Consider the following 21,017-nt stretch of genomic DNA (forward strand, 5'->3'; position numbering starts at 1 on the left):
CGCACGCTCTTTTCATTCGCCGATTTTCCGCTAAACCCGACTGAAGAAATGCGGAGGTTGCCATGGCTTTTGAGACCATTCCTGTCGAGACCTTGACCGAGGAACAGGCGAAGGCCGAATTGCAACGGCTGGCAAGCGAGATTGCCCATCATGACGCGCTTTATCATGGCAAGGATAAGCCGGAGATTTCGGACGCGGATTATGACGCGCTGAAGCGGCGCAATGATGCGATCGAAGCGCAGTTTCCGCAGCTGGTGCGGACCGATAGTCCCTCGCAGCGTGTCGGTGCGGCCCCTGCCGGCATCTTCGCGCAGGTCGTTCATGCCCGCCCGATGCTGTCGCTCGACAACACCTTTTCGGATGAGGACGTCCAGGACTTCGTGTCTTCCGTCTACCGCTTCCTCGGTCAGTTGCCGGACAATTCCATTGCCTTTACCGCCGAACCGAAGATCGACGGGCTCTCCATGTCGCTGCGCTACGAGAACCGTAAACTGGTGACGGCCGCGACCCGCGGTGACGGGACGACGGGCGAAAACGTCACCGCCAATATCCTGACGATCAAGGAAATCCCGACCGAGCTCCCGGCGGATGCGCCCGATGTCGTTGAGGTGCGCGGCGAAGTCTATATGGCGAAGTCGGACTTCCTGGCGCTCAACGCGCAGATGGAGGCGGAGGGCCGGCAGACCTATGTCAATCCACGCAACACGGCTTCCGGTTCACTGCGTCAACTCGATCCGAAGGTGACGGCGAGCCGCAAGCTACGCTTCTTTGCCTATGCCTGGGGCGAGATGAGCCAGATGCCGGCCGAGACGCAATGGGAGATGGTGCAGGTCTTCGGCCGCTGGGGTTTCCCCATCAATCCGCTGACGCAGCGGCTGACGTCGATTTCGTCCATACTCGACCATTACCGCGAGATCGGGCTGCAGCGTCCAGATCTCGACTACGATATCGACGGTGTCGTCTACAAGGTCGACCGGCTCGATCTTCAGGCGCGCCTCGGTTTTCGGTCCCGATCGCCGCGCTGGGCGACGGCTCACAAGTTCCCGGCGGAGCAGGCCTTCACCACGGTCGAAGCCATCGACATCCAGGTGGGCCGCACGGGTGCGCTGACGCCTGTCGCGCGTCTGACGCCGATCACCGTCGGAGGCGTCGTCGTGACCAACGCGACGCTGCATAACGAGGACTACATCAAGGGCATCGGCAATTCCGGCGACCGCATCCGGCCTGACGACCATGACATTCGTATCGGCGATACCGTGATCGTCCAGCGCGCCGGCGACGTTATCCCGCAGGTGCTCGACGTGGTGCTGGAAAAGCGGCCAGAAGACTCGGCGCCGTATGTCTTTCCGAAGACCTGCCCGGTCTGTGGCAGCCATGCTGTGCGGGAGAAGAACGAGAAGACGGGCAAGCTTGATTCTGTCACGCGCTGCACCGGCGGTTTCGTCTGCCGTGCGCAGGCTGTTGAGCACATCAAGCATTTCGTCTCACGCAATGCTTTCGACATCGAAGGGCTCGGGACTAAGCAGGTCGACTTCTTCTTCGAAAGCGACGATCCGGCGCTGATGATCCGCACGGCGCCCGACATCTTCACGCTGAAGGCACGTCAGGACCAGTCGCTGACGAAACTCGAAAACATCGATGGGTTTGGTCGTGTCAGCGTGCGCAAGCTGTTCGAGGCGATCGATGCCCGGCGCGAGATAGCGCTCCACCGCTTGATCTTCGCGCTCGGCATCCGCCATGTCGGCGAGACCACGGCGAAGCTTCTGGCGCGCTCCTATGGCAGCTACGCTGCCTTTGCGGAAGCCATGCAGGCGGCCGGGCCAAAGTTTGGCGACGCCTGGAACGAGTTGAACAGCATCGATGGGATCGGCGAGGTGGTCGCCGCCTCGATCGTCGAGTTCTTCAAGGAGCCGCGCAATCTGGAAGTCGTGCAGCGCCTTTTGAGCGAAGTGATGCCCGTGGACGCCGAGGCGCCGGTCGCAAGCGACAGTCCCGTGGCTGGCAAGACCGTCGTCTTCACCGGATCGCTGGAGCGCTTCACGCGTGACGAGGCGAAGGCCCGAGCAGAAGGGCTCGGAGCCAAGGTTGCGGGCTCCGTGTCGAAGAAGACGGATTATGTGGTTGCAGGGCCGGGTGCCGGCTCCAAGCTCGACAAGGCCCGTGAGCTCGGCGTCCAGGTGATGACCGAAGACGAGTGGTTGGCGCTGATCGGCGGCTGAGGTCAGGCTGCGGTAATCGCCGTTTCCGCAAGGTCGAGCCGAACGGGTTCAGGCTGATAGGGCGTGCGCGGCAGATCGCGTTCGAGCACGATCCTGTTGCGGCCGGACGACTTCGCGAGATAAAGCGCCTGATCGGCTGCGGCGTAGACGGCCGTGAAATCGCGAAGCGGTGTGATGTCGGCCAAGCCGCCGGATATGGTGACGGCGATCGACTGGTGCATGGACTCGACCAGACGGTTGGCAATGTTTCGCCGTAGCTTTTCCGCCATCGCGATGACATCGGCAAACTCGGCATCCCGAAAGAGGATGGCGAACTCTTCCCCGCCGATACGCGCGACGAGATGGGCGGGTCCGGTGATTTCGCACAGCGTTCTTGCAACCGAGACAATCACGTCGTCGCCGGCCAGATGGCCATAGCGATCGTTGATCTGCTTGAAACGGTCGATGTCCAGGATCAGCAGATGCCCGCGCTCAACCTGAGAGAGATCATCGATGAAGGCGCGGCGATTGAGAAGGCCGGACAGCATGTCGGTTCGGCTCAACTGGCGGAACTCGAGCCGTGTTCTGGCGAGGTGAATGACCGCATAGCCCATGTAGAGCGAGCAGAGCATCGTCAGGACGAAGGATACAATCATGGCGATGCCGCAGCCGATTGCCAGATCGCGCAACAGCGGGTTGAGCAAGACATCGAAGGCATGCAGGACAAGCAAGATGCCTGCGACCATGAAGCAGGCGATGATGGAATTACGGATCGACAGTCTGGTTGCAAAGCGGATTACCGCATCCCAGTTGTCGAATTCTGTGAGCCCAATATCGCGGATGACCCACGCTTCAATCCGTTGCTTCAACATAGGTTTTGACCATACAGAATGACTTGAAACGAAAATCGATCAGTCGACGCGAGAGCTTATCTGCCGCCGTCTGCTGTCATGAAATATGTTTGCTCGCAAACATTGCGACCGCCTAGCGTCAAGGTGCCGAATGCAACCCTGGCCGTAAAGAGTTCATTTTCATTTATACTAGTATTAATCCCCTAAAAATTAAGGTTCGATGAATCCAAAACCCTGGATTGCATATGGCCGCGTGCCGATCCGAGACGTTCACGGCTCAGTGAAGCCGGATGGGACAACCTGCAGCTGATGGAGAGACGGATTGTTGACGAAGAGCAGGCCGCCCCGGGAAGTCGACCCGGCAGCGACGTAGTCGAAGGTCATTCCCGCTTCCTCGACCAGCTCAGGTCCGTCGAGGAGGGACGCCTTTATGTCCACTGCAGCGGCCGCCTGATCACCTGAATTGCGCACCTCGATCATGACGCGCCAGCCGGAGGGCTGGGGATCAATGGCGAGGATCTGGACGGCAAGCTCCGGTGGGCGATCGTCGCTCGTCATCGCTTCGAATGCCATCCAGCCGATCACTGCCACGACAATGGTGGTTGCCGCAAGGCCGGTGAGCCATTCCACCCAATGCGGGCGGATGGGGTCGGTCGCTTTGCTGGCATTGTCACGGGTCATGGCGGGCCTCCTTAAAGAATAAGTCTGGCGGCGGCCGCGCCGATCGCTGCCGGAAAGCCGAGCACGACCAGCGTCAGAAGGGCCTCTGCCATGCCGAGGTCATCCAGCCGACCGAAGGTCCAGAGGCTGTAGAGGCTGACGGCGAGGGCGACAACGTAACCGGGGATGGTGAACCTGACAAAGGCATGCCAGACCGGCGTTTCCTCCTGAAGACTGTGGCCGCCCTTGAAGGCGAGCGCATAAACGAAGCCATGCATCAGCATCATCGACAGTGCCATGAGGGCAAGCGCATGCCAGATGGTCATTTTGTAGGCGAGAAGGATCATCTCCTCTGTCGGGGCCAGATTGAGCGACAGGAAAAGTGCACCCACGGCCATCATGAAGAGCTCGGTGAGGTAGCCGGTATTGGCCTCCTGGCTTGGATCGGCACCGTCCTGCTCGTCATCGGCATCCTCGTCCTGCATGCTGAGCTGGCTTCGGCCGAGCAATGCACCGATGCTTGCCGGTACTGCCTGTAGCGCCACCATGCCGACCCATTCGCGCGGCGCCATATCGAGCTTAATCACCCCGAGCAGTACGAGGATCAGCGCACTGGCGGCGACGCCCATGCCATAGGCAACGATCGCGTCGCGGGCCGATTCGCGCCATGTGGCGGTCCGCTCGAAGCCGATACGGTGGGAAAGTCCGACGAGGAGAGGCAGGTTGAGGACCAGCAGCAGAAGAAGCCGCTCTCGGTCCATGTAGAAGCCGAGGAACCACATCTCCATGGTCATCAGCATGGGGATGGAGAAGAGAAGGGCACCGGCAAGCCCGCGTGCAAGGCCGACGAGAAACCGGCTTATCCGTGCCGATTCGTGAGTTTCGTTCGCGACTTCTGCCATTGTTCCACCGTCCCTTGCCGCGCAGGGAATGCGCAAATGGGGGTGGTTGTTCCGTCCGGCGGGAGGTTGACCGGCTGCCGTGAGGCAACCGGTTCATGTCTGGCAGGAGCGTTGCATGTACACGTCCTGCGGCCAGGGGCCGATCAGCCCTTCGGCTTGAAGGTCTTTTTCTTGGGGCCTGCCGATGGGCCACGGTCGTCGAACTTGCCCTTGGGCTTGCCGGCGCCGGCGAAGGCGGGCTTGTCGCCCTTCGGCTTGCCGGCCCAGTCGGGCTTGGCAGGCTTGTCCCAGGAATTCGACGCACCCTTCGGCTTCTTCTTGAAACCGGGCTTGTCGTCGCTCCAGTCGGGACGCTTAGGCTTCGGCGCGTCGCCCCAGACTTCCGAGTCCGTCACCGCCATGGCGTCGCGCGGTGGCCGGGCAGGGCCGTCGTCCTTGCGGGCGTAGGGCTTCTTGTCGCCGAACGGCTTCTTTTCACCATAGGGTGCCTTGTCGCCATAGGCCTTCTTCTCGCCGTAGGGCTTCTTGTCACCATAAGGCTTCTTGTCGCCAAAGGGCTTGCGATCTCCTTCCTCGCGCGGTGGGCGGGGGGCGCGCTCCTTCGGAGCCGCGTTGAAGTCCGGCATGCCTGGGAGCTGTGACAGCGTAATGCCGCGCTCAAGCGCCTTGTTCGGGCCAAGCGCGCCCAGGAACGTGTCGAGCGCGCTCTCAGCGATCTCGACGAAGGTTTCCTCCGGCTGCATCTTGATCGCGCCGATCTCGTTCTTGGTGATGTTGCCGTTGCGGCAGAGCATCGGGATCAGCCAGCGCGGCTCGGCATTCTGGCGGCGGCCGACGGAAACGGAGAACCAGACGCTGGCGCCAAAATCGCCACGCGGCTTGGTCGCCGAGTTGGCCGGGTTGGCATAGTCCGGCTCCTTGCGCGCCTTGCCGGCTTCTAGGCTGACGGGGATCAGATCTTCGGGTGCCGAACGCTTGCCGCGCTGCAAACGCAGGAAGGCGGCGGCCACCTGTTCGGCGCCGTGGGTCGCGATCAGCGATGCGATCATCGGTGCTTCGTCTTCGGTGATCACTTCCGTCAGCATGGGATCGCCCATCAGGCGTTCATCGTCGCGGGCCTGAACTTCGTCGGCGGAGGGCGGAAGCGCCCAGGTCGGGCGAACATTGGCGCCGCCAAGCAGGCGCTCGGCCTTGCGACGGGCACTGTTCGGCACGATCAGCGCCGAGACGCCCTTGTTGCCGGCGCGGCCTGTGCGGCCAGAACGGTGCAAAAGGGTTTCGGAATTGGTCGGCAGGTCCGCATGGATGACGAGCTCGAGGCCCGGCAGGTCGATGCCGCGGGCGGCAACATCGGTCGCGATGCAGACGCGCGCACGGCCATCGCGCATGGCCTGCAGCGCATGGGTGCGTTCATTCTGCGAAAGCTCGCCTGACAGCGCCACGACCGAAAAGCCGCGGTTGTGCAAGCGTGCGGTCAGGTGGTTGACGGCAGCACGGGTGGAGCAGAAGACAATGGCGTTGCGGGCTTCATAGAAGCGCAGCACGTTGATGATGGCATTCTCGCGATCGGGATTGGCGACGGCGAGCGCACGATACTCGATGTCGACATGCTGCTTCTGTTCGGACACGGCCTCGATGCGGCGTGCGTCGCGCTGGTAGCTCTTGGCGAGGTCTGCGATCGAGCGCGGCACGGTTGCCGAGAACATCAGCGTGCGTCGATCGTCGGGCAATTCTTCCAGGATGAATTCGAGGTCTTCGCGGAAGCCGAGATCGAGCATCTCGTCGGCTTCGTCGAGCACGACGACGCGCATCTGGGACAGATCGAGCGCGCGGCGGGTAATGTGGTCGCGCAGGCGTCCCGGTGTGCCGACGATGATATGGGCACCGCGCTCTAGAGCGCGGCGCTCATTGCGAATGTCCATGCCGCCGACGCAGGAACCGATGATTGCGCCGGTCTCGGCAAAGAGCCACTCCAGTTCGCGCATGACCTGCATGGCCAGTTCTCGGGTCGGTGCGATTGCGAGAGCCAGCGGTGCGCCGGCGCGCTCGAAACGACCGCCTTCCGGCAGCAGCGTCGGGGCCATGGCGAGACCGAAGGCAACCGTCTTGCCGGAGCCCGTCTGGGCGGAGACGAGCGCGTCGCGACCTTCCAGCTCGGGGTCGATCATGGCCTGCTGCACGGGTGTCAGGGTATCGTAGCCGCGCTTGCGCAAGGCCTCAGCGATCGCCGGAACGATGGCGTCGAAATCAGTCATGGAGTGGTCTTTCGAATGTGATGGATGATGCGGGCCAAAGCACCGCGCCCGCCGATTGCGGGTATGTTGGCGCTGTTCCTACCCGTCTCGACCCAGAAAGTCGAGGGGCAGGGAACGAAAACGCTGCGCTATGGTGAACCATAGGCCTCGCACCACCCGGACACGTCATCAGCGAAGCCGCGCCATGGCCAAGGCCTCGACATAGGCTCCGCCGCGAAAAGCGTAGTCCGCCATCCTCCCTTCCACGGTGAAGCCGAAGCTCTCATAGAGGGCGATCGCGGCGCAATTGTCCGCATAAACGGTCAGTTCAAGGCGTCGCAGGTTCAGCCAGTCATCGGCGATGCCGACGGCTTCGCCGAGGAGCGCGCGCCCGATCCCGCGTCGGGTGAAGTCGTCATGCACGCCCATGCCGAGCGTTGCGACATGGGCACGCCTGCCTTTTGCCAGCGACAAACCGATATCGCCGACCACCGTGCCGTCGAATAAGGCCACGAGGTATCGGGCATCGCCGGACTGCTGTTCTATGCCGCGCCTGATTTCCTCGACGCTGTGATAGGGGAGGCGCATGGTGCCCCAGCGGTAGCCTGGCAGATTGTGCAGGTCGGCGATCGCGGCGGCGTCTACTTGAGATCGCGCACGGATCATCAGGCCTTCTGGCCAGGGATGCTCCTCGCGGGAAGCGACGGGATGTGATTGCGGCATTCTTGCTCTCCATGTCGTGGGCGGGAGAGCGAACCGGACGCCTGCTCAACCGCAGGGCGTTCGGGATAAGTAGGTTCTACAGACGCGACCTGACCCGCACACCCTTGCAAAGGGGGATCACATGAAGGGTCATAGAGGTGATCGAGTAAGTTTTAGCCATAGGCAGATGATGGAGAGGGCGTAGGCGTCGGTCAAGAGCGACGCCCGGACCCTTGTCCGAATCCGCTTGAGGTTTTAAGGCTTTCGAATGTCCACCTCCCAATTCTCCGGCAAGACGATTGCCATCGACTTCGAGACCGCGACCGAGGCGCGTGCCAGTGCCTGCTCCATCGGCCTCGCCTTCATCGAGAATGGCCGTGTCGTGCGCGTCGAGGAGCGCCTGATCCGGCCGCCGGAGAACCGCTACTCGCCCTTCAACGTCGCCATTCACGGCATCCGTCCCGAACATACGGCCAATGCGCCCGAGTTTCCCGATGTGATGGCAGAGTTCGCCGGTGACTTCGAGGGCGCGCGCATGATCGCCCACAATGCCTCCTTCGATTTTTCGGTGCTGAGGGCCTGCCTCGATTTTTCGGGACTGGAGTATCCGGAGCTGTCCTATCTCTGCAGCGTCAAGCTCGCCCAGCGCCACTGGCCCTCGCTCGGATCGCACCGGCTGAACGTGCTGGCCGCGCATCTCGGCTTCAGCTTCCTGCACCACAATGCCGCCGAAGATGCGCGCATCTGCGCCGAAGCCTGCCTTGCCATGGCTTTGGAGGCCGAGGTCGAAGACCTCTTCGATCTCGCTGTGAAGCTCGGGCTCAATCCGGGGCGTCTGCACCGGCAGGGCTATGATGCCTGCTCCTTTGCCCGCAAGCCGAAGAAGAAATCGCTCGCCTTGCAAGCGTGACCGGGCATCCTATCTTCAGGGATATCACGAAGGAGTGAAGTCCATGTCGATTCGCAAAGCCGCCGCCGCTGCCGCCATTCTCGCCTCGACGGCGATCCCCGCATCGTCCGAAGTCGTCGGCAAGGTCGGCGTGGACTGGGTCGGCAATGACATCGTCATCGAAGCGATGACCGATCCCGAAGTGAAGGGCGTTACCTGCCACGTCACCTATTTCGATCGCTCGATTATAGATCGGCTGTCCAAAGGCAACTGGTTCGAGGATCCCTCGAACAACTCGATTGCCTGCCGCCAGACGGGACCGATCGAAATCGGCGATATCGATCTTTCGGAGGATGGCGAAGAGGTCTTCCGGGAAGGGCTCTCGATCATCTGGAAGTCGCTCGTCGTCAATCGCATCTACGACAAGAAGAACGATACGCTGATCTATCTTGCCCATTCGCGACAGGTTGTAGAAGGCTCGGCCAAGATGGCGATCTCGACCGTGCCGCTGTTCAATCAGACGGTCGTCTGGACATCGGGCAAGCCGAACTGACAGACCAGTTTTGGGGGGAATCGGGATCGGCATGCCCGGTGTGACATCTGTCACTTCAATGGGGCGATACAGTGGGTCATGCATTTTGAACCGGCTCCGCGTCACCCCCAATTTCGCAGCCGGACGGAGAGCATCCTGTTCAACTCTCCACACAAAGACGCCCTGGAGCCTTGCGGATCCAGGGCGTTATTGAACGTTACGTAAGCGAGCTTACTTAACGTAGACGACCTTGCCACCGTTTGCGGCCGTCTCGACGTCGATGACGTTCATGGTTTCGATGCTCTTTTCCTGCAGAGCTGCCATGATAGCCGCATCAGCGCTTGCTTCAGCCTGCGCTTCAGACAGGGCGCTCTGGTCGTTGACCATGGCTTCGAGGCGCGTATGCTGCTGACGGTTCTGATCATTGTTCAGGCTGTCAAGGTAAACGATGTTCACGCCTTCAGCCATCGTCGTGGAATTGGTGGTGGTCGTCGTGTCGACCATCGGTGTAGCGGTCTGCGCGAGAGCAACGCCCGAGACAGAGGCGATAGACATAGCACCGGCGAGCGCGAGCTTTACTGCATTATTCATGATGTTTCTCCTTGGTTTCTTTTCAGAAACTTCCGCTTCGTTGGAAGTCATGGAGAAACGTCAAAATGCCGCGACGGTTCCGTATTTGGTAAAATAAGTGTTGACTATAACTTGTAGTCCCGCTCGCCCAGGCGGATATCCACCGGGCCTGTCTGCTGCGCAAACGGGAACGAGCCCCGACAATGTCGAGGCTCCTTCCTGGGAAGAAATAAGATCTGATCAGGCGGCCTGAGCGAGCTCGTCGGCGATGACGGTGTCGAGATTGAGGAAGCAGACCATCGACTTCTCAAGTGCGACGATGCCGCGGCAGAAGGCGCGCTGGGCTTCCGGGATGATTTCCGGTGCCGGCTGCAGGTCTTCACTCTTGATCGTCATCATGTCCGAGACCTGTTCGACCAAGAGACCGACCAGCTTGCCGGCGATGTCGGTGACGATGATCGCTGCGCGTTCCGACGGTTCGGTCATCTTCATGCCGAGACGGCAGGCCATGTCGATGACCGGGATGACGGCGCCGCGCAGGTTGATCAGGCCGAGAACGTAAGGGGGGGTATGCGGCATCGGGGTGACCGGTGCCCAGCCGCGGATTTCGCGGATGGCCATGATGTCGATGCAGAATTCCTGATCGCCGAGGTGGAAGGATACGATTTCCAGATAGGCGCCCGACTGTTTGATGGCATTACTCATGTTCAGAACTCTTCCCAGTGTTCCTGTGCTGCGGCAGCAGAGGCTGTTGCCGTGGCGGTACGGTTGAACGATCCCGCAACCTTGTTCATCAGCGCCCGTGCGGGAGACGGTCTCTGAGGGGAGGCGGCGCGCGCAGCCTCCTGATATTGGTCATGAGCAGCCTCGCCCAAGTTCACCTTGAACTGTCCGACAAGTCGCGAAAGGTTTTCCGCGTCACTTGCCAGCGTGTGGCTCGCCGCATTGGTCTGCTCCACCATCGCGGCATTCTGTTGCGTGACCTGGTCCATCTGGCTGACGGCCGAATTGATCTCGCTCAGTCCAACTGATTGTTCTCTCGCGCTGGTAACGATTGCCTTAACGTGCTCGTTAATTCGTAAAACATCTTCGCCAATCCGGTGCAGCGCCTGTCCGGTCGCCGTCACCAGCTCCACCCCGGAGCGCACTTCGTCGTTGGAACGGGTGACCAGGGTCTTGATGTCGCGCGCCGCATCGGCAGCGCGTCCGGCCAATGCCCGGACTTCCTGCGCCACGACGGCGAAGCCCTTGCCGGCGTCGCCGGCACGGGCCGCCTCGACGCCCGCGTTCAGAGCGAGAAGGTTGGTCTGGAAGGCGATCTCATCGATGACGTTGATGATCTTGCCGATTTCGTCGGTCGCATCCTCGATGCGGTTCATCGCGGACATGGCGTCATTGACGACTGCGCCGGATTTCTCGGCGTAGTCCTTCGCATTGTCGACCATATGGCTGGCTTCTTCGGCCCGGTCGGTTGCGCTCTTGACGGTTTCGGTGATCTCGGAGAGGGCGGCGGACGTTTCCTCGAGCGAGGCGGCCTGCTGCTCGGTGCGACGCGCAAGATCGTCTGCGGCGCTCTTCATCTGCTGGCCGTTGGCGCGAATCGAGCTGCTGTTGGTCGCGATCTCGGTCATGACCCGCTTGAGGTTGATGGCCACTTCGTTGAAATCGATCCTGAGCCGCTCGAGATCCTGCGGGAAGGGGCCGGCGATGGTTGCGCAGAGATCACCCTGAGACAGGCGGGTCAGTCCTTCGCCGAGCGCGTCGACCGCGAGCTTGAGGGCGCGTGTATCGGCTTCCATGGTTGCCGTGCGGCTCTCGCGCTCAGCCTCGTTCTGCCGCCGCTGGGAAAGGCTTGCTTCCTCCAGGTCATGCTTTTCGATAGCCGCCTTGCGGAAGATATCGGCCGAACGGGCCATGCCGCCGATTTCGTCATGCCGGTCAGTCCCGGCGACTTCCGTCTGGTAGTCGCCATCCGTGATGCGTTGCATGCTCGTGCGAACGAGCCGGATGCCGTTGGCAATCGAGTTGCCGTGAATGAGCTGGAGTGCGATGACCGAGAAGAAGGCGATGCTGCCCAGCCCAAGCTGGAAGGTCAGCGCCTGATTGCTTCGGCGTGTCGCCTCGTTGACATAGTCCTCGACCAGATTGCCACCGAGGGCCGAGAGGTTGTTGAGCACGTTGCCCAGACGCTCGCCCGCACCGTCGATCGCATCGTCGATGGCGGCGTATTCTTCTTCCGGCGCGCCGGTCTCGACCATGCGTTTCAGGTCGACCTGGATGGCTTGCGCGACGGCATTCAGGTCGGCTTCGTAGCTCGCCACTTCCCCCGGCGAACCGGCTTCTGCAGCGACAGAAGCAAGGACGGACGCACCATCCCGAAGGAGCGCGACAGCGGCGTTGATGATCTCGACACGCTCCGGCTGGATGCTTCCTTCCCCGCTGTCGATGATCGTGTCCATGGCCGCCAGCACCATGTTGGCATTGGCCAGGCGCATCTCGTTGATGCGCTCGACTTCATTCTTGATCTCGATTGAGTCGTGGATTGCGGTCGATATGCGTGCGTTCTGGTACCAACCGACTGCCAGCATAGAGCCGATGCCCAGCACTGCCGCGGCGCCCAGCGTCATAAGGCGCTGTTTGACGGACAGGTCTTTACCCGTGATGAGATTGACCATGAAACTCCCCAGCCCTTGTCCCGACTGCCCCTGCACGCCGGTGACGTGTCATGCGCAATCCGGAGAGGAGTATCCCGGCGGACGATCATGTCCGCTTGGCTCATTTGAGCCAAAACGCCGATGCAGAATCTCTAATATTAGTTAATCAGGAACTAATAATGCAGCCAGCGGTCGAATTCTTTGTGTCTCGCGAGTTAGGTGGCTGTGATTGCGCGACGATAAAGGTGCCATGTCGCGTGTCCTGCGACCGGCAAGACGACCAGCAACCCGAGAAAAAGCGGCGCCATGGCGAGTATGGCCAAGGCGGCAATGATCAGTCCGAAGACGAGCATGGGGGCTGCGTTCTCGATCACCGTGCGCATGCTGGTCAGCATGGCGGTGACGAAATCCACATCGTGATCGAGAAGCAGCGGCATCGAGATGACCGTGGCGCTGAAGAGGATCATTGCAAGGACTGCTCCAACCACAGTGCCCACGGCGAGGAAGAGCAGACCTTCCGGGGTGGTGAGCACGACATTGACGAATGCGTCGAGGGTTGCGGGAACACGGAAGCCGAGGAACAGCGCCATCAAAAGACGAACCTGGTAGATCCAGATCCAGAAGATGAAGAGCACGACGAAGGCCATCCAGGACAGTTGCCGCTCGCGTTGGCGAAAGACTTCAGCGAGGATCGCCTTCCAACTGACGGGTTCGCCAAGCCTGTGCCGGCGGCTGATCTCGTAGAGACCAACGGCAATGAACGGTCCGATCAGCGGGAAGCCGATCGCGACCGGAATGATCATCCATGGCAGGTGGTAATAAGTAAGCATCACGGCGATGAAGATGCCGCCTGCCGCATAGATTGCACCAAAGAACAGGCCGTAGGCGGGATAGGTGCGAAAGTCACTCCACCCGTCGGAAAAGGCGGCACGGATATCGTTCATGCGCAGCCGGTTGATCTGCAGCTTCGGCAGAGAGCCCCGATCGAGTGCCTGCTGTTCCATGCGTCCCTCCCAAGACATGCGGTGCTGCGACAATCTGTCAGAAACTACCACGTGTGTTCCTTGATATCCGTCAAATCGCAAGGCCCGGAGTTCAAATTCTCGCGTTTCATCCTGAACGAACTGCGCTATCATAGCGTCATGTCCGATTTCGCGCGCTCACAGAAATGGTTGCCTCTGACCGCCCTCATGCTTGCAGGGACGTTGTTCACTGTGACTGTCTTCCTGGGCTGGCTGCACTATGGCTCGGACATCTTCCTAAGCTTGATCGAATCCGGTCTGGCCTATTGCTTCTAGCCATCGTGGTCCGTGACAAATCAGCGCTCGTTCCAGCATTTACAGCGAGTTGAATTGCCTTCTTTCGCCGGGAGGCTTATCCGGCTGGGCGAGAAGTTCGATTTCAAGGGAATGCCATCATGAAAACGGTCAGGGTCATCTTGTGGGCGGCGGTGGTCGTCATGGCGGGTGTTCTCGGCTGGCTGACCTACTCGGTCACGCAGTCGGATCAGAAGACAGCGGAGGCGCCCTTCGGCGTGCCGTTTGAGCTCGTCGACCAGAACGGCCAGCCGATCACCGAACAGGCGTTCCGCGGCAAGCCGACGGCGCTTTTCTTCGGCTTCACCCATTGCCCGGAAGTCTGCCCGACAACGCTTTTCGAGCTGGATGGCTGGTTGAAGCAGGTCGATCCCGACGCCAAGGGTCTGCAGGCCTATTTCGTGACTGTTGATCCCGAGCGGGATACACCGGAGATCCTCGGCCGTTATGTCTCCAACGTCACGGATCGGGTGAAGGCGATTGCTGGGGAACCCGACAAGGTCGCAGAGGTCGTCAGGGGGTTCCGGGTCTACGCGAAGAAGGTCCCGCTCGATGAGGCACAGCCCGATGGTGACTACACGATGGATCATACTGCTTCGATTTTCCTGCTCGATGCCGAGGGACGCTTCAAGGGCACGATCGCCTATGGCGAAAACCCGGATACGGCCGTCAAGAAGCTCGAAAACCTGATGAAGGGCTGATCTCAGCCGCTTCGCCGGAGGTTGCCATGGCGTCATTTGCGTTGTACCGCAACGCCTGACCGCCCAGACCTTCGAGGAAGACGACCGTGAGCGAAATTCGCCTCTATGTGAGCACCACCGAAAAGAACGCCAATCGGATCCTCGATCTGATGAGCTTTGCTTTCGGCGAAGAGGATTTCGCGATCGCGACCACCGAGGTCGATGAGAAGGCGGATGTCTGGGAAGCGTCCATCTATATGATGGCGGACCAGGAAGACGAGGTCAGGCCACGTGTCGAGGACCTGCTCGCCGAGGAATTCTCCGATGCGACGATCGTGCGGGAGGTTATCCCGGACATCGACTGGATCGCCAAATCGCTCGAGGGATTGAAGCCGGTGCGCGCCGGTCGCTTCCTGGTGCATGGTTCCCATGACCGGGACAAGGTGCAGATGCATGATGTCGCGATCGAGATCGACGCTGGCCAGGCCTTCGGGACGGGTCATCACGGCACAACGGCAGGCTGCCTGGAAGTCATCGAGAAGGTGGTTCGCTCCCGCAAGGTCCGCAATGCGATAGACCTAGGTACGGGCAGTGGCGTGCTGGCAATCGCCGTGCGCAAACTGCTCCCGGTGCCGGTGCTGGCGACGGACATCGATCCGATCGCCGTCCGCGTCGCCAAGGAGAACGCGCGTCGCAACCAGATCGTCGAGGGTATCGACTTCCGCACGGCGCCCGGGTTTCACTCGACGGCTTTTCGCGAGCATGGTCCGTTCGATCTCGTCATTGCCAACATTCTCGCGAGACCGCTGATCAAGATGGCACCGCAGCTGGTCGCGCATCTCGCGCCGGGTGGCTCCGTCATCCTCTCCGGTATCCTTGCCGAGCAGCGCTGGAAGGTGATTGCGGCCTATAGCGGCCAGGGCCTGTCGCATGTGAAGACGATCTGGCGCAATGGCTGGGTGACGATCCACTTCACGCAAGGGAAGGGCTGACACCTTACGTCAGCCAACGAAGAATACAAAAAAAAGGCGGCCCGCAAGGAGCCGCCTTTTTGGCATCGGCATCATGCCGCGCCGAGGTCCGCGAGCGTGGGAGGAGCGCTCAAGCGGATGCTAGACTGTACGGCCGTTCAGACCGTCAAGTGATCAGATGATCGAGTGCTGGTGCGGACGACGGCGCAGTTCCTCGCGCTTCAGGCCCATGGCCTCCAGCGATGCGTCATCGAGCGACAGGAGAGCGCCCGTCGTATAGAGATCGGCACGGCGCTGGCGTGCCTCGACGAGATTGCTGAGGGCGGTGCGCAGGAAAGACTTGGCCATCTCTCGGTTCCTTTTCCGTTGTGGACGCTGGTTTGTCGCGTCCTCGATGACCCTGATATAGTCTGTTCTCGCTTGTTCAGTCAGAGGGGCTAGAGCACGGGAGACTTGCGAATGCTGCATAGCAGCATAAGCTCTGCCTGAATTTGCGGCATAACAATAGCTGCTGACGCGCATATGCTGCGAAAGCGTGCGGCGGTGGTGGTGGGGGCGATGCGGCCTTGCTATAAGCCCTGACAGAATCCGAAACCCATCGCGAGCCATGCCATGTTTCAGTCCTTTGAGGTCAAGTCCACGCCGCATCACGGCAAGTCCAGGATCGCAGCCCTTCGCGCGCTGTTTGCCGAACTTCAGATCGATGGACTGCTCGTGCCGCGCTCGGATGAGTATCTCGGAGAATATGTGCCTGAGTCCGCCGAGCGTCTCGCCTGGGCGACGGGCTTCACCGGTTCCGCCGGCATGTTGATGGTAACCGAAACGCTCGCCGTCGTTTTCGTCGACGGCCGCTATGTCACGCAGCTTGCCCAGCAGGTCGATGCATCGGTGTTCACGCCGGGCGACCTCGTCGGCGAGCCGCCGCACAAGTGGATCGAAAACCGCGCATCGAAGGGTTTCCGCCTCGGCATCGACCCCTGGACCCATACGGGAGCGGAAGTCCGCCGGCTGGAGAAGGCGTTGGCCGACAAGGGCGGCAGTCTGGTGTTCCTGCCATTCAATCCCGTCGATCGCCTCTGGACCGACCGTCCGGCCGAGCCCAAGGGCGCGGTGATGATCCAGGCGCTGAACCAGGCCGGTGTTTCTGCCGCCGACAAGCTGAAAACCATTGCCGCCGATCTCCGCGACAAGAACCTGGCGGCTGTGCTGATTGCCGATCCCTCGTCGGTGGCCTGGATCTTCAACCTGCGGGGTAGTGACGTGCCGCATACGCCGCATCCGCTTTCGCGTGCGATCATCAAGGCAGACGGTTCGGCCGAACTCTTTCTCGACAGTGCAAAGACCAATCTCGAAGTGGAAAGCTATCTGCGCGATCTCTGCGTGCAGGTGGATCCGGCGGTTCTGGCCGAACACATCGAGCGAGTGGCGGGTGACGGTGCGCGCATTCTGGTCGATCCCGACCTCACGCCCTACGCACTTTCGCGGATGATCCGCGAGAGCGGTGGTGAAGTTGTCGAAGGCAACGACCCGGCGAAGCTTGGTCGGGCGGTCAAGAACATGGTTGAGCTCAACGGCTCGGCGGCTGCACACCTGCAGGACGGTGTGGCAATGGTCGAGTTCCTTCACTGGTTCAACGAACAGCCGCATGGCAGCCTGACGGAGATTGCGGCGGCGCAGAAGCTCGAAGCGGTGCGCGCAGCGGTTGGTGAGCGGATGCAGAACCCGCTCAAGGACATTTCCTTCGACACGATCTCCGGTGCCGGCGAGAACGCCGCCATCATGCACTACCGTGTCACCACCGAAAGCGACCGACAGATCCGTTCGGCCGAGATGTTCCTGATCGATTCGGGCGCGCAGTATGTGAACGGAACCACCGACATCACCCGCACGCTCGCTGTCGGCGAGGTTCCGGCGGAGCAAAAGCGCTTCTTCACGCTGGCGCTCAAGGGGATGATCGCGATCAGCACGGCGCGTTTCCCCAAGGGCACGCGTGGTTGCGATCTCGATCCCCTGGCGCGTATCGCTCTCTGGAAGGCCGGAGCCGACTTCGCCCATGGCACGGGCCATGGCGTCGGTTCCTATCTCTCGGTGCATGAGGGGCCGCAGAGGATTGCCCGGCTTTCGACCCAGGAGCTGCTGCCCGGCATGATCCTGTCGAACGAGCCCGGCTACTATCGTCCCGGCAGTTTCGGTATCCGCATCGAAAACCTGATCTATGTGCGCGAGGCCGAGGCGATCGAAGGTGGTGACCAGCCGATGCTCGGCTTCGAGACGCTCACCTTTGTGCCGATCGACCGTGCGCTCATCGTCGAGGACCTGCTGACGCGCGACGAGTTGCAGTGGCTGGATGCCTATCATGCCAAGACGCGCGCAGAGCTCTTGCCGTTGATCCGGGACGCTTCGACCCGGGAGTGGCTGGAACAGGCAACGGCGCCCTTTGGGCGCTGAGCGTCAGCCGACGAACTGACGCATCAGCATGACGGCGGCCCAACCGCCGATCAGCATCGGGATTGCACCGAAGCGCAAGCCGATCAGGAAGGCCGCCGCCATGGCGACCTTCACGTCGATCTCGCCATAGAAGAAGGCTGGCGCGACAAGGGTCGTCAAAACCGCTGCCGGAACCGCGTTCAGCGCCGCCTCAAGTCGGGGCGGCATGTGCTTCAAGCGCTTCACCAGAATATAGCCGCCAATGCGGGTCGCGAAGGTCGCAGCGGCGGCGGCTGCGATCAACAGCGTCATGTAGGGCGTGAAGAGTGTGCTCATCGGCTCGCCTCCTCGCGCTCGACCGGAGGTTCGGGCAGCGGCAGCAGGGCCGCGAGCAGGACGCCGGCGAGTGCCCCGACACTGATGTGCCAGGGTGAGCCGATCAGATGCTGGGCAATGATGGAGACCACCGCGCTGACCGCCACGATCAGCAAGAAATTGCCTCGCTTGCGGAATCCGAGCACCAGGCCGAGGAAGTAGATCGGCAGCAGGACGTCGATGCCCCAGTCTGCCGGGTCGCCCATCGCCTTGCCGACCAGTCCGCCAACGGCTGTCATGGCGACCCAGGGCACATAGATCATCGCACCGAAACCAAAATACCAGGGGAAGGACACGCCGCGGCCGCTTTCGCCACGCGCCAGCGTTTCGGCGAATTGCGGATCAGTGAGCAGGAAGAAGCTCAACATTTTCTGGGGCAGCGTGAAATGATCCATGAAGGGCGTGATCGCGGCCGAATAGAGGATGTGCCGGAAGTTCACCGCGAGGATCGACAGGACCACGACCCACATGGGCACGGCCTGGCCGAAGAGCTCGATGCCGACCAACTGACTTGCGCCGGCATAAACCGTCGCGCTCATCAGGGCGGCCTCGGCGACGGTCTGTCCATTTGCGACCGCCACGGCGCCAAACAGCACGGCGAAGGGGCCGGCTGATATGATGACGGGCAGGGCCTTCAACGCACCCACGGTGAACTCTGATCGGGACATGGCGCAGTTTCTCACGTTTCTCTGCTGGCTAGCCGCTGTCGGCTTGTCCGACAAACCAATTCCGCTGATGGAACGACCATCGGCATTGATGATTGCCTATTGGCCTTGGGTGACTGCCGGCGTCTTGTCGAAAAGTCGCATTCAAGGAAGTTCACGGACTGCCCGCGCTCCGGCTTCATCGCCGCGGCTGTCGATTGTGGTCAGATCGACACCGGGCTTCGGCCGTCAATCACGACCCGCTTGCGCTGTGAAATCGGCGGATATCTGAAAATACTGTTTTCAGGTTCCTCCTGAATCAGCGCTCCTTCCACTTCGACCGCGCTGATCCAGGATAGGCCATATTGGGTGGCGAGATCCCGAACGGCTCTCCAATGCGCCGCTTTAGCGGTGTCTCCGGCTCGGATGGCGCTTCTGATATAGGTGATGCACTCGTCGGACAGTCCCACTGTCAGAGGGTGTCCCCACGCCTCGCGCAGCGCACAGAAGTCGCGCCAAACCTCGCCGCTGACAACAAAGATCACGTCAGGGCGATAGTCCTTCATCGTCCTGGCCCGACTGTCACATGAGTGCGTTGCGCGACATCTGTGTCAGCGTTCCCCAGCGCCAACCGCGCTTCATCTAACTCCTGAGAGCAACCGTCGCGGAAACCATTCCGGTCAGCTGAGGGACCCATCGAAATTTTGGCTACTTCTTCGGCCGGATCTGGAATGTGTGTTCCTGGCCAGGGAAGATGCGCTCCTTGACCTCAGCCGCGTAGTCGCTTGCGGCTTTCTCGATCACCTCGGCAAGTTCGCTGTAGTGCTTGACGAAACGCGGCTTGAACTCGTTGAAAAGGCCCAGCATGTCATCGGAGACGAGGATCTGGCCGTCGCAGGCCGGCGAGGCGCCGATGCCGATTGTTGCTGCCTTCACAGTGGTGGTGATCTCGCGGGCGAGCGGTTCGACTGTGCCTTCGATCACCATGGCAAAGGCGCCGGCCTCGTCGATCGCCTTGGCATCGCGGCGGATCTTGTCCTGCTCGACTTCGCTATGCCCCTTCGAGCGATAGCCACCCGACGTATTCACCTGCTGCGGCATCAGGCCGATATGGCCGAAGACGGGCACGCCGCGGCTGACAAGGAATTCGACGGTTTCCGCCATTTCCGCGCCGCCCTCGAGCTTCACGCCGTCGCAGCCGGTCTCCTTCATAAGGCGGACAGCATTGCGGAAGGCCTGTTCCTTGCTCTCCTGGTAGGAGCCGAAGGGCAGGTCGACGATGACGCAAGCACGGGACACGCCGCGCATGACGGCCTGACCGTGGGCGACCATCATGTCCATGGTGACGCCGACGGTCGTGTCCATGCCGTAGAGCACCATGCCGAGGCTGTCTCCGACGAGCAGCAGGTCGCAGTGGCGGTCGAGGATGCGGGCGATGGGGGTCGTGTAGGCGGTCAGCGACACGATCGGCCTGACGCCTTTAAGGGCGGTGATGTCGGCCGGGGTGAAACGCTTCTGGCGGGGTGGTGTGCTCATTTTCAGGCGGCCTCCATGCCGGTGGCGGCCGCTTGGCCGATGATGCGGTTATCGAGAAGTTTGGTCTTGCCGAAGCGCACGTAAAGAAGCACGAGGGCGGTCTCCTTGACCGTCTCGATGCGCTCGAGCGTGCGCGGATCGCGGATGGCGACGACCTCCGGCTCTGCCAGCGGTTCCGTCTGCAGAAACTCGACGAGTTTTGCTTCCAGGGTCGCGACGTCGCGAATGCCGGTCAGCAGAAGCCTTTCGGCCTCGGCAAGAGTCTTCGGCACGATCACCGCTGCGGCGCGTTCGGCAGGCGAAAGATAGACGTTGCGCGAGGAGCAGGCGAGGCCATCGAATTCGCGCACAGTCGGGACCGGTACAACGCGCACCGGTTGTGCGAGGTCCTCGACCATCTTCTGGATGATGGTGACCTGCTGGTAGTCCTTCTCGCCGAAATAGGCGGCATCCGGCTGGACGATGTTGAAGAGCTTGGTGACCACGGTCGCCACACCGGCGAAGTGGCCCGGACGAGCCTCGCCTTCGAGCTCCGAGCCGAGTTTCGGCAGATCGACAGCCGTCTGCATCGGTTCGGGATACATGTCTTCCACGCCCGGCGCGAAGAGATAGTCGACGCCGGCTTGTTCCAGCATGGCGCTGTCACGGGCGAGGTCGCGCGGATACTTCTCCAGATCCTCGTTCTTGCCGAACTGAAGCGGATTGACGAAGATCGAGACGACCGTGACGTCGTTTTCGGACTTGGCGCGGCCGACCAGGCTCAGGTGACCCTGATGCAGATAACCCATGGTCGGCACGAAGCCGATGGTCTGGCCGGCGCGGCGGCGGGGCGCGAGCTTCTGTCGCAAAGCGGCGATCGTGGTGACGACTTCCATG

At 61.3% G+C, this 21,017-nt stretch carries 21 protein-coding genes; 6 read left to right on the top strand and 15 right to left on the bottom strand.

From position 1 onward, the window contains the following. Positions 1 to 62: 62 nt before the first annotated feature. Complete coding sequence (gene ligA / locus SJY08_RS05630; RefSeq protein WP_377274966.1) at positions 63 to 2,219, top strand: NAD-dependent DNA ligase LigA; 2,157 nt, start codon at positions 63 to 65, stop codon at positions 2,217 to 2,219. Between the two features lie 2 nt (positions 2,220 to 2,221). On the opposite strand, the gene SJY08_RS05635 is transcribed toward ligA, so the two are convergent. The 5 genes from SJY08_RS05635 to SJY08_RS05655 all read right to left on the bottom strand — a co-directional run bounded on the left by SJY08_RS05635 (position 2,222) and on the right by SJY08_RS05655 (position 7,568). Continuing rightward, complete coding sequence (locus tag SJY08_RS05635; RefSeq protein WP_069041128.1) at positions 2,222 to 3,070, bottom strand: GGDEF domain-containing protein; 849 nt, start codon at positions 3,068 to 3,070, stop codon at positions 2,222 to 2,224. Positions 3,071 to 3,319: 249 nt separating this feature from the next. Next, positions 3,320 to 3,730, bottom strand: coding sequence for a hypothetical protein (locus tag SJY08_RS05640; RefSeq protein ID WP_300888455.1), 411 nt, complete (start codon positions 3,728 to 3,730; stop codon positions 3,320 to 3,322). 11 nt (positions 3,731 to 3,741) lie between these two features. Further along, positions 3,742 to 4,611 (bottom strand): TIGR02587 family membrane protein, encoded by an 870-nt coding sequence (locus SJY08_RS05645; protein WP_300888456.1) that lies wholly within the window; start codon positions 4,609 to 4,611, stop codon positions 3,742 to 3,744. Between the two features lie 143 nt (positions 4,612 to 4,754). After that, positions 4,755 to 6,866 carry a DEAD/DEAH box helicase gene (locus tag SJY08_RS05650; protein WP_377274967.1) on the bottom strand — a complete coding sequence of 704 codons (2,112 nt, stop codon included), beginning with the start codon at positions 6,864 to 6,866 and terminating at the stop codon, positions 4,755 to 4,757. A gap of 168 nt (positions 6,867 to 7,034) precedes the next feature. Next, positions 7,035 to 7,568: a GNAT family N-acetyltransferase gene (locus tag SJY08_RS05655; protein WP_377274968.1), complete on the bottom strand. Its 534-nt coding sequence runs from the start codon at positions 7,566 to 7,568 to the stop codon at positions 7,035 to 7,037. 247 nt (positions 7,569 to 7,815) lie between these two features. Here SJY08_RS05655 and SJY08_RS05660 point away from each other — a divergent pair, with 247 nt between their 5' ends. Continuing rightward, complete coding sequence (locus SJY08_RS05660) at positions 7,816 to 8,457, top strand: 3'-5' exonuclease (RefSeq protein ID WP_377274969.1); 642 nt, start codon at positions 7,816 to 7,818, stop codon at positions 8,455 to 8,457. A 43-nt stretch (positions 8,458 to 8,500) separates the two neighbouring features. After that, complete coding sequence (locus SJY08_RS05665) at positions 8,501 to 8,989, top strand: CreA family protein (protein WP_054151695.1); 489 nt, start codon at positions 8,501 to 8,503, stop codon at positions 8,987 to 8,989. 210 nt (positions 8,990 to 9,199) lie between these two features. Here the strand turns inward: SJY08_RS05665 and SJY08_RS05670 are convergent, their stop codons facing one another. From SJY08_RS05670 to SJY08_RS05685, 4 genes are all read right to left on the bottom strand, one after another. Continuing rightward, entirely contained in the window at positions 9,200 to 9,559 is a 360-nt protein-coding gene (locus SJY08_RS05670; RefSeq protein WP_377274970.1) for a hypothetical protein, read from the bottom strand. Between the two features lie 219 nt (positions 9,560 to 9,778). Then, a complete protein-coding gene (locus SJY08_RS05675) occupies positions 9,779 to 10,243 on the bottom strand; it encodes a chemotaxis protein CheW (RefSeq protein ID WP_006725961.1) in 465 nt (154 codons plus the stop codon). A gap of 2 nt (positions 10,244 to 10,245) precedes the next feature. After that, a complete protein-coding gene (locus SJY08_RS05680) occupies positions 10,246 to 12,213 on the bottom strand; it encodes a methyl-accepting chemotaxis protein (protein WP_377274971.1) in 1,968 nt (655 codons plus the stop codon). Between the two features lie 194 nt (positions 12,214 to 12,407). Continuing rightward, positions 12,408 to 13,196: a DUF2189 domain-containing protein gene (locus SJY08_RS05685; protein ID WP_069041135.1), complete on the bottom strand. Its 789-nt coding sequence runs from the start codon at positions 13,194 to 13,196 to the stop codon at positions 12,408 to 12,410. A gap of 413 nt (positions 13,197 to 13,609) precedes the next feature. Between SJY08_RS05685 and SJY08_RS05690 the strand changes: the two genes are divergently transcribed. Further along, positions 13,610 to 14,209 (top strand): SCO family protein, encoded by a 600-nt coding sequence (locus SJY08_RS05690; RefSeq protein ID WP_069041137.1) that lies wholly within the window; start codon positions 13,610 to 13,612, stop codon positions 14,207 to 14,209. A gap of 86 nt (positions 14,210 to 14,295) precedes the next feature. Beyond that, the gene (locus tag SJY08_RS05695; protein ID WP_377274972.1) at positions 14,296 to 15,180 is read left to right on the top strand and encodes a 50S ribosomal protein L11 methyltransferase; all 885 of its coding nucleotides are present in this window, start codon (positions 14,296 to 14,298) and stop codon (positions 15,178 to 15,180) included. Between the two features lie 153 nt (positions 15,181 to 15,333). Here SJY08_RS05695 and SJY08_RS05700 read toward each other — a convergent pair whose 3' ends face one another. Beyond that, positions 15,334 to 15,507, bottom strand: coding sequence for a hypothetical protein (locus SJY08_RS05700; RefSeq protein ID WP_054151702.1), 174 nt, complete (start codon positions 15,505 to 15,507; stop codon positions 15,334 to 15,336). 264 nt (positions 15,508 to 15,771) lie between these two features. Here SJY08_RS05700 and SJY08_RS05705 point away from each other — a divergent pair, with 264 nt between their 5' ends. Beyond that, positions 15,772 to 17,607: an aminopeptidase P family protein gene (locus tag SJY08_RS05705; protein ID WP_300888463.1), complete on the top strand. Its 1,836-nt coding sequence runs from the start codon at positions 15,772 to 15,774 to the stop codon at positions 17,605 to 17,607. A gap of 3 nt (positions 17,608 to 17,610) precedes the next feature. Here SJY08_RS05705 and SJY08_RS05710 read toward each other — a convergent pair whose 3' ends face one another. From SJY08_RS05710 to panC, 5 genes are all read right to left on the bottom strand, one after another. Further along, positions 17,611 to 17,922: an AzlD family protein gene (locus tag SJY08_RS05710; RefSeq protein ID WP_054151704.1), complete on the bottom strand. Its 312-nt coding sequence runs from the start codon at positions 17,920 to 17,922 to the stop codon at positions 17,611 to 17,613. Then, complete coding sequence (locus SJY08_RS05715) at positions 17,919 to 18,629, bottom strand: AzlC family ABC transporter permease (RefSeq protein WP_377274973.1); 711 nt, start codon at positions 18,627 to 18,629, stop codon at positions 17,919 to 17,921. Before SJY08_RS05715 ends, SJY08_RS05710 begins: the two co-directional genes overlap by 4 nt. A 200-nt stretch (positions 18,630 to 18,829) precedes the next feature. Next, on the bottom strand, positions 18,830 to 19,171 hold the full coding sequence (locus tag SJY08_RS05720) for a hypothetical protein (protein ID WP_054151706.1): 342 nt from the start codon (positions 19,169 to 19,171) through the stop codon (positions 18,830 to 18,832). A gap of 142 nt (positions 19,172 to 19,313) precedes the next feature. Next, positions 19,314 to 20,141, bottom strand: coding sequence for a 3-methyl-2-oxobutanoate hydroxymethyltransferase (gene panB, locus SJY08_RS05725; protein ID WP_054151707.1), 828 nt, complete (start codon positions 20,139 to 20,141; stop codon positions 19,314 to 19,316). 2 nt (positions 20,142 to 20,143) lie between these two features. Continuing rightward, a complete protein-coding gene (gene panC / locus SJY08_RS05730) occupies positions 20,144 to 21,016 on the bottom strand; it encodes a pantoate--beta-alanine ligase (protein WP_377274974.1) in 873 nt (290 codons plus the stop codon). Between the last annotated feature and the right edge of the window lies 1 nt (position 21,017).

Origin of the sequence: Rhizobium sp. R86522, from assembly GCF_042466255.1 — a bacterium.
In the GTDB taxonomy this organism is placed as follows: Bacteria; Pseudomonadota; Alphaproteobacteria; order Rhizobiales; family Rhizobiaceae; genus Allorhizobium.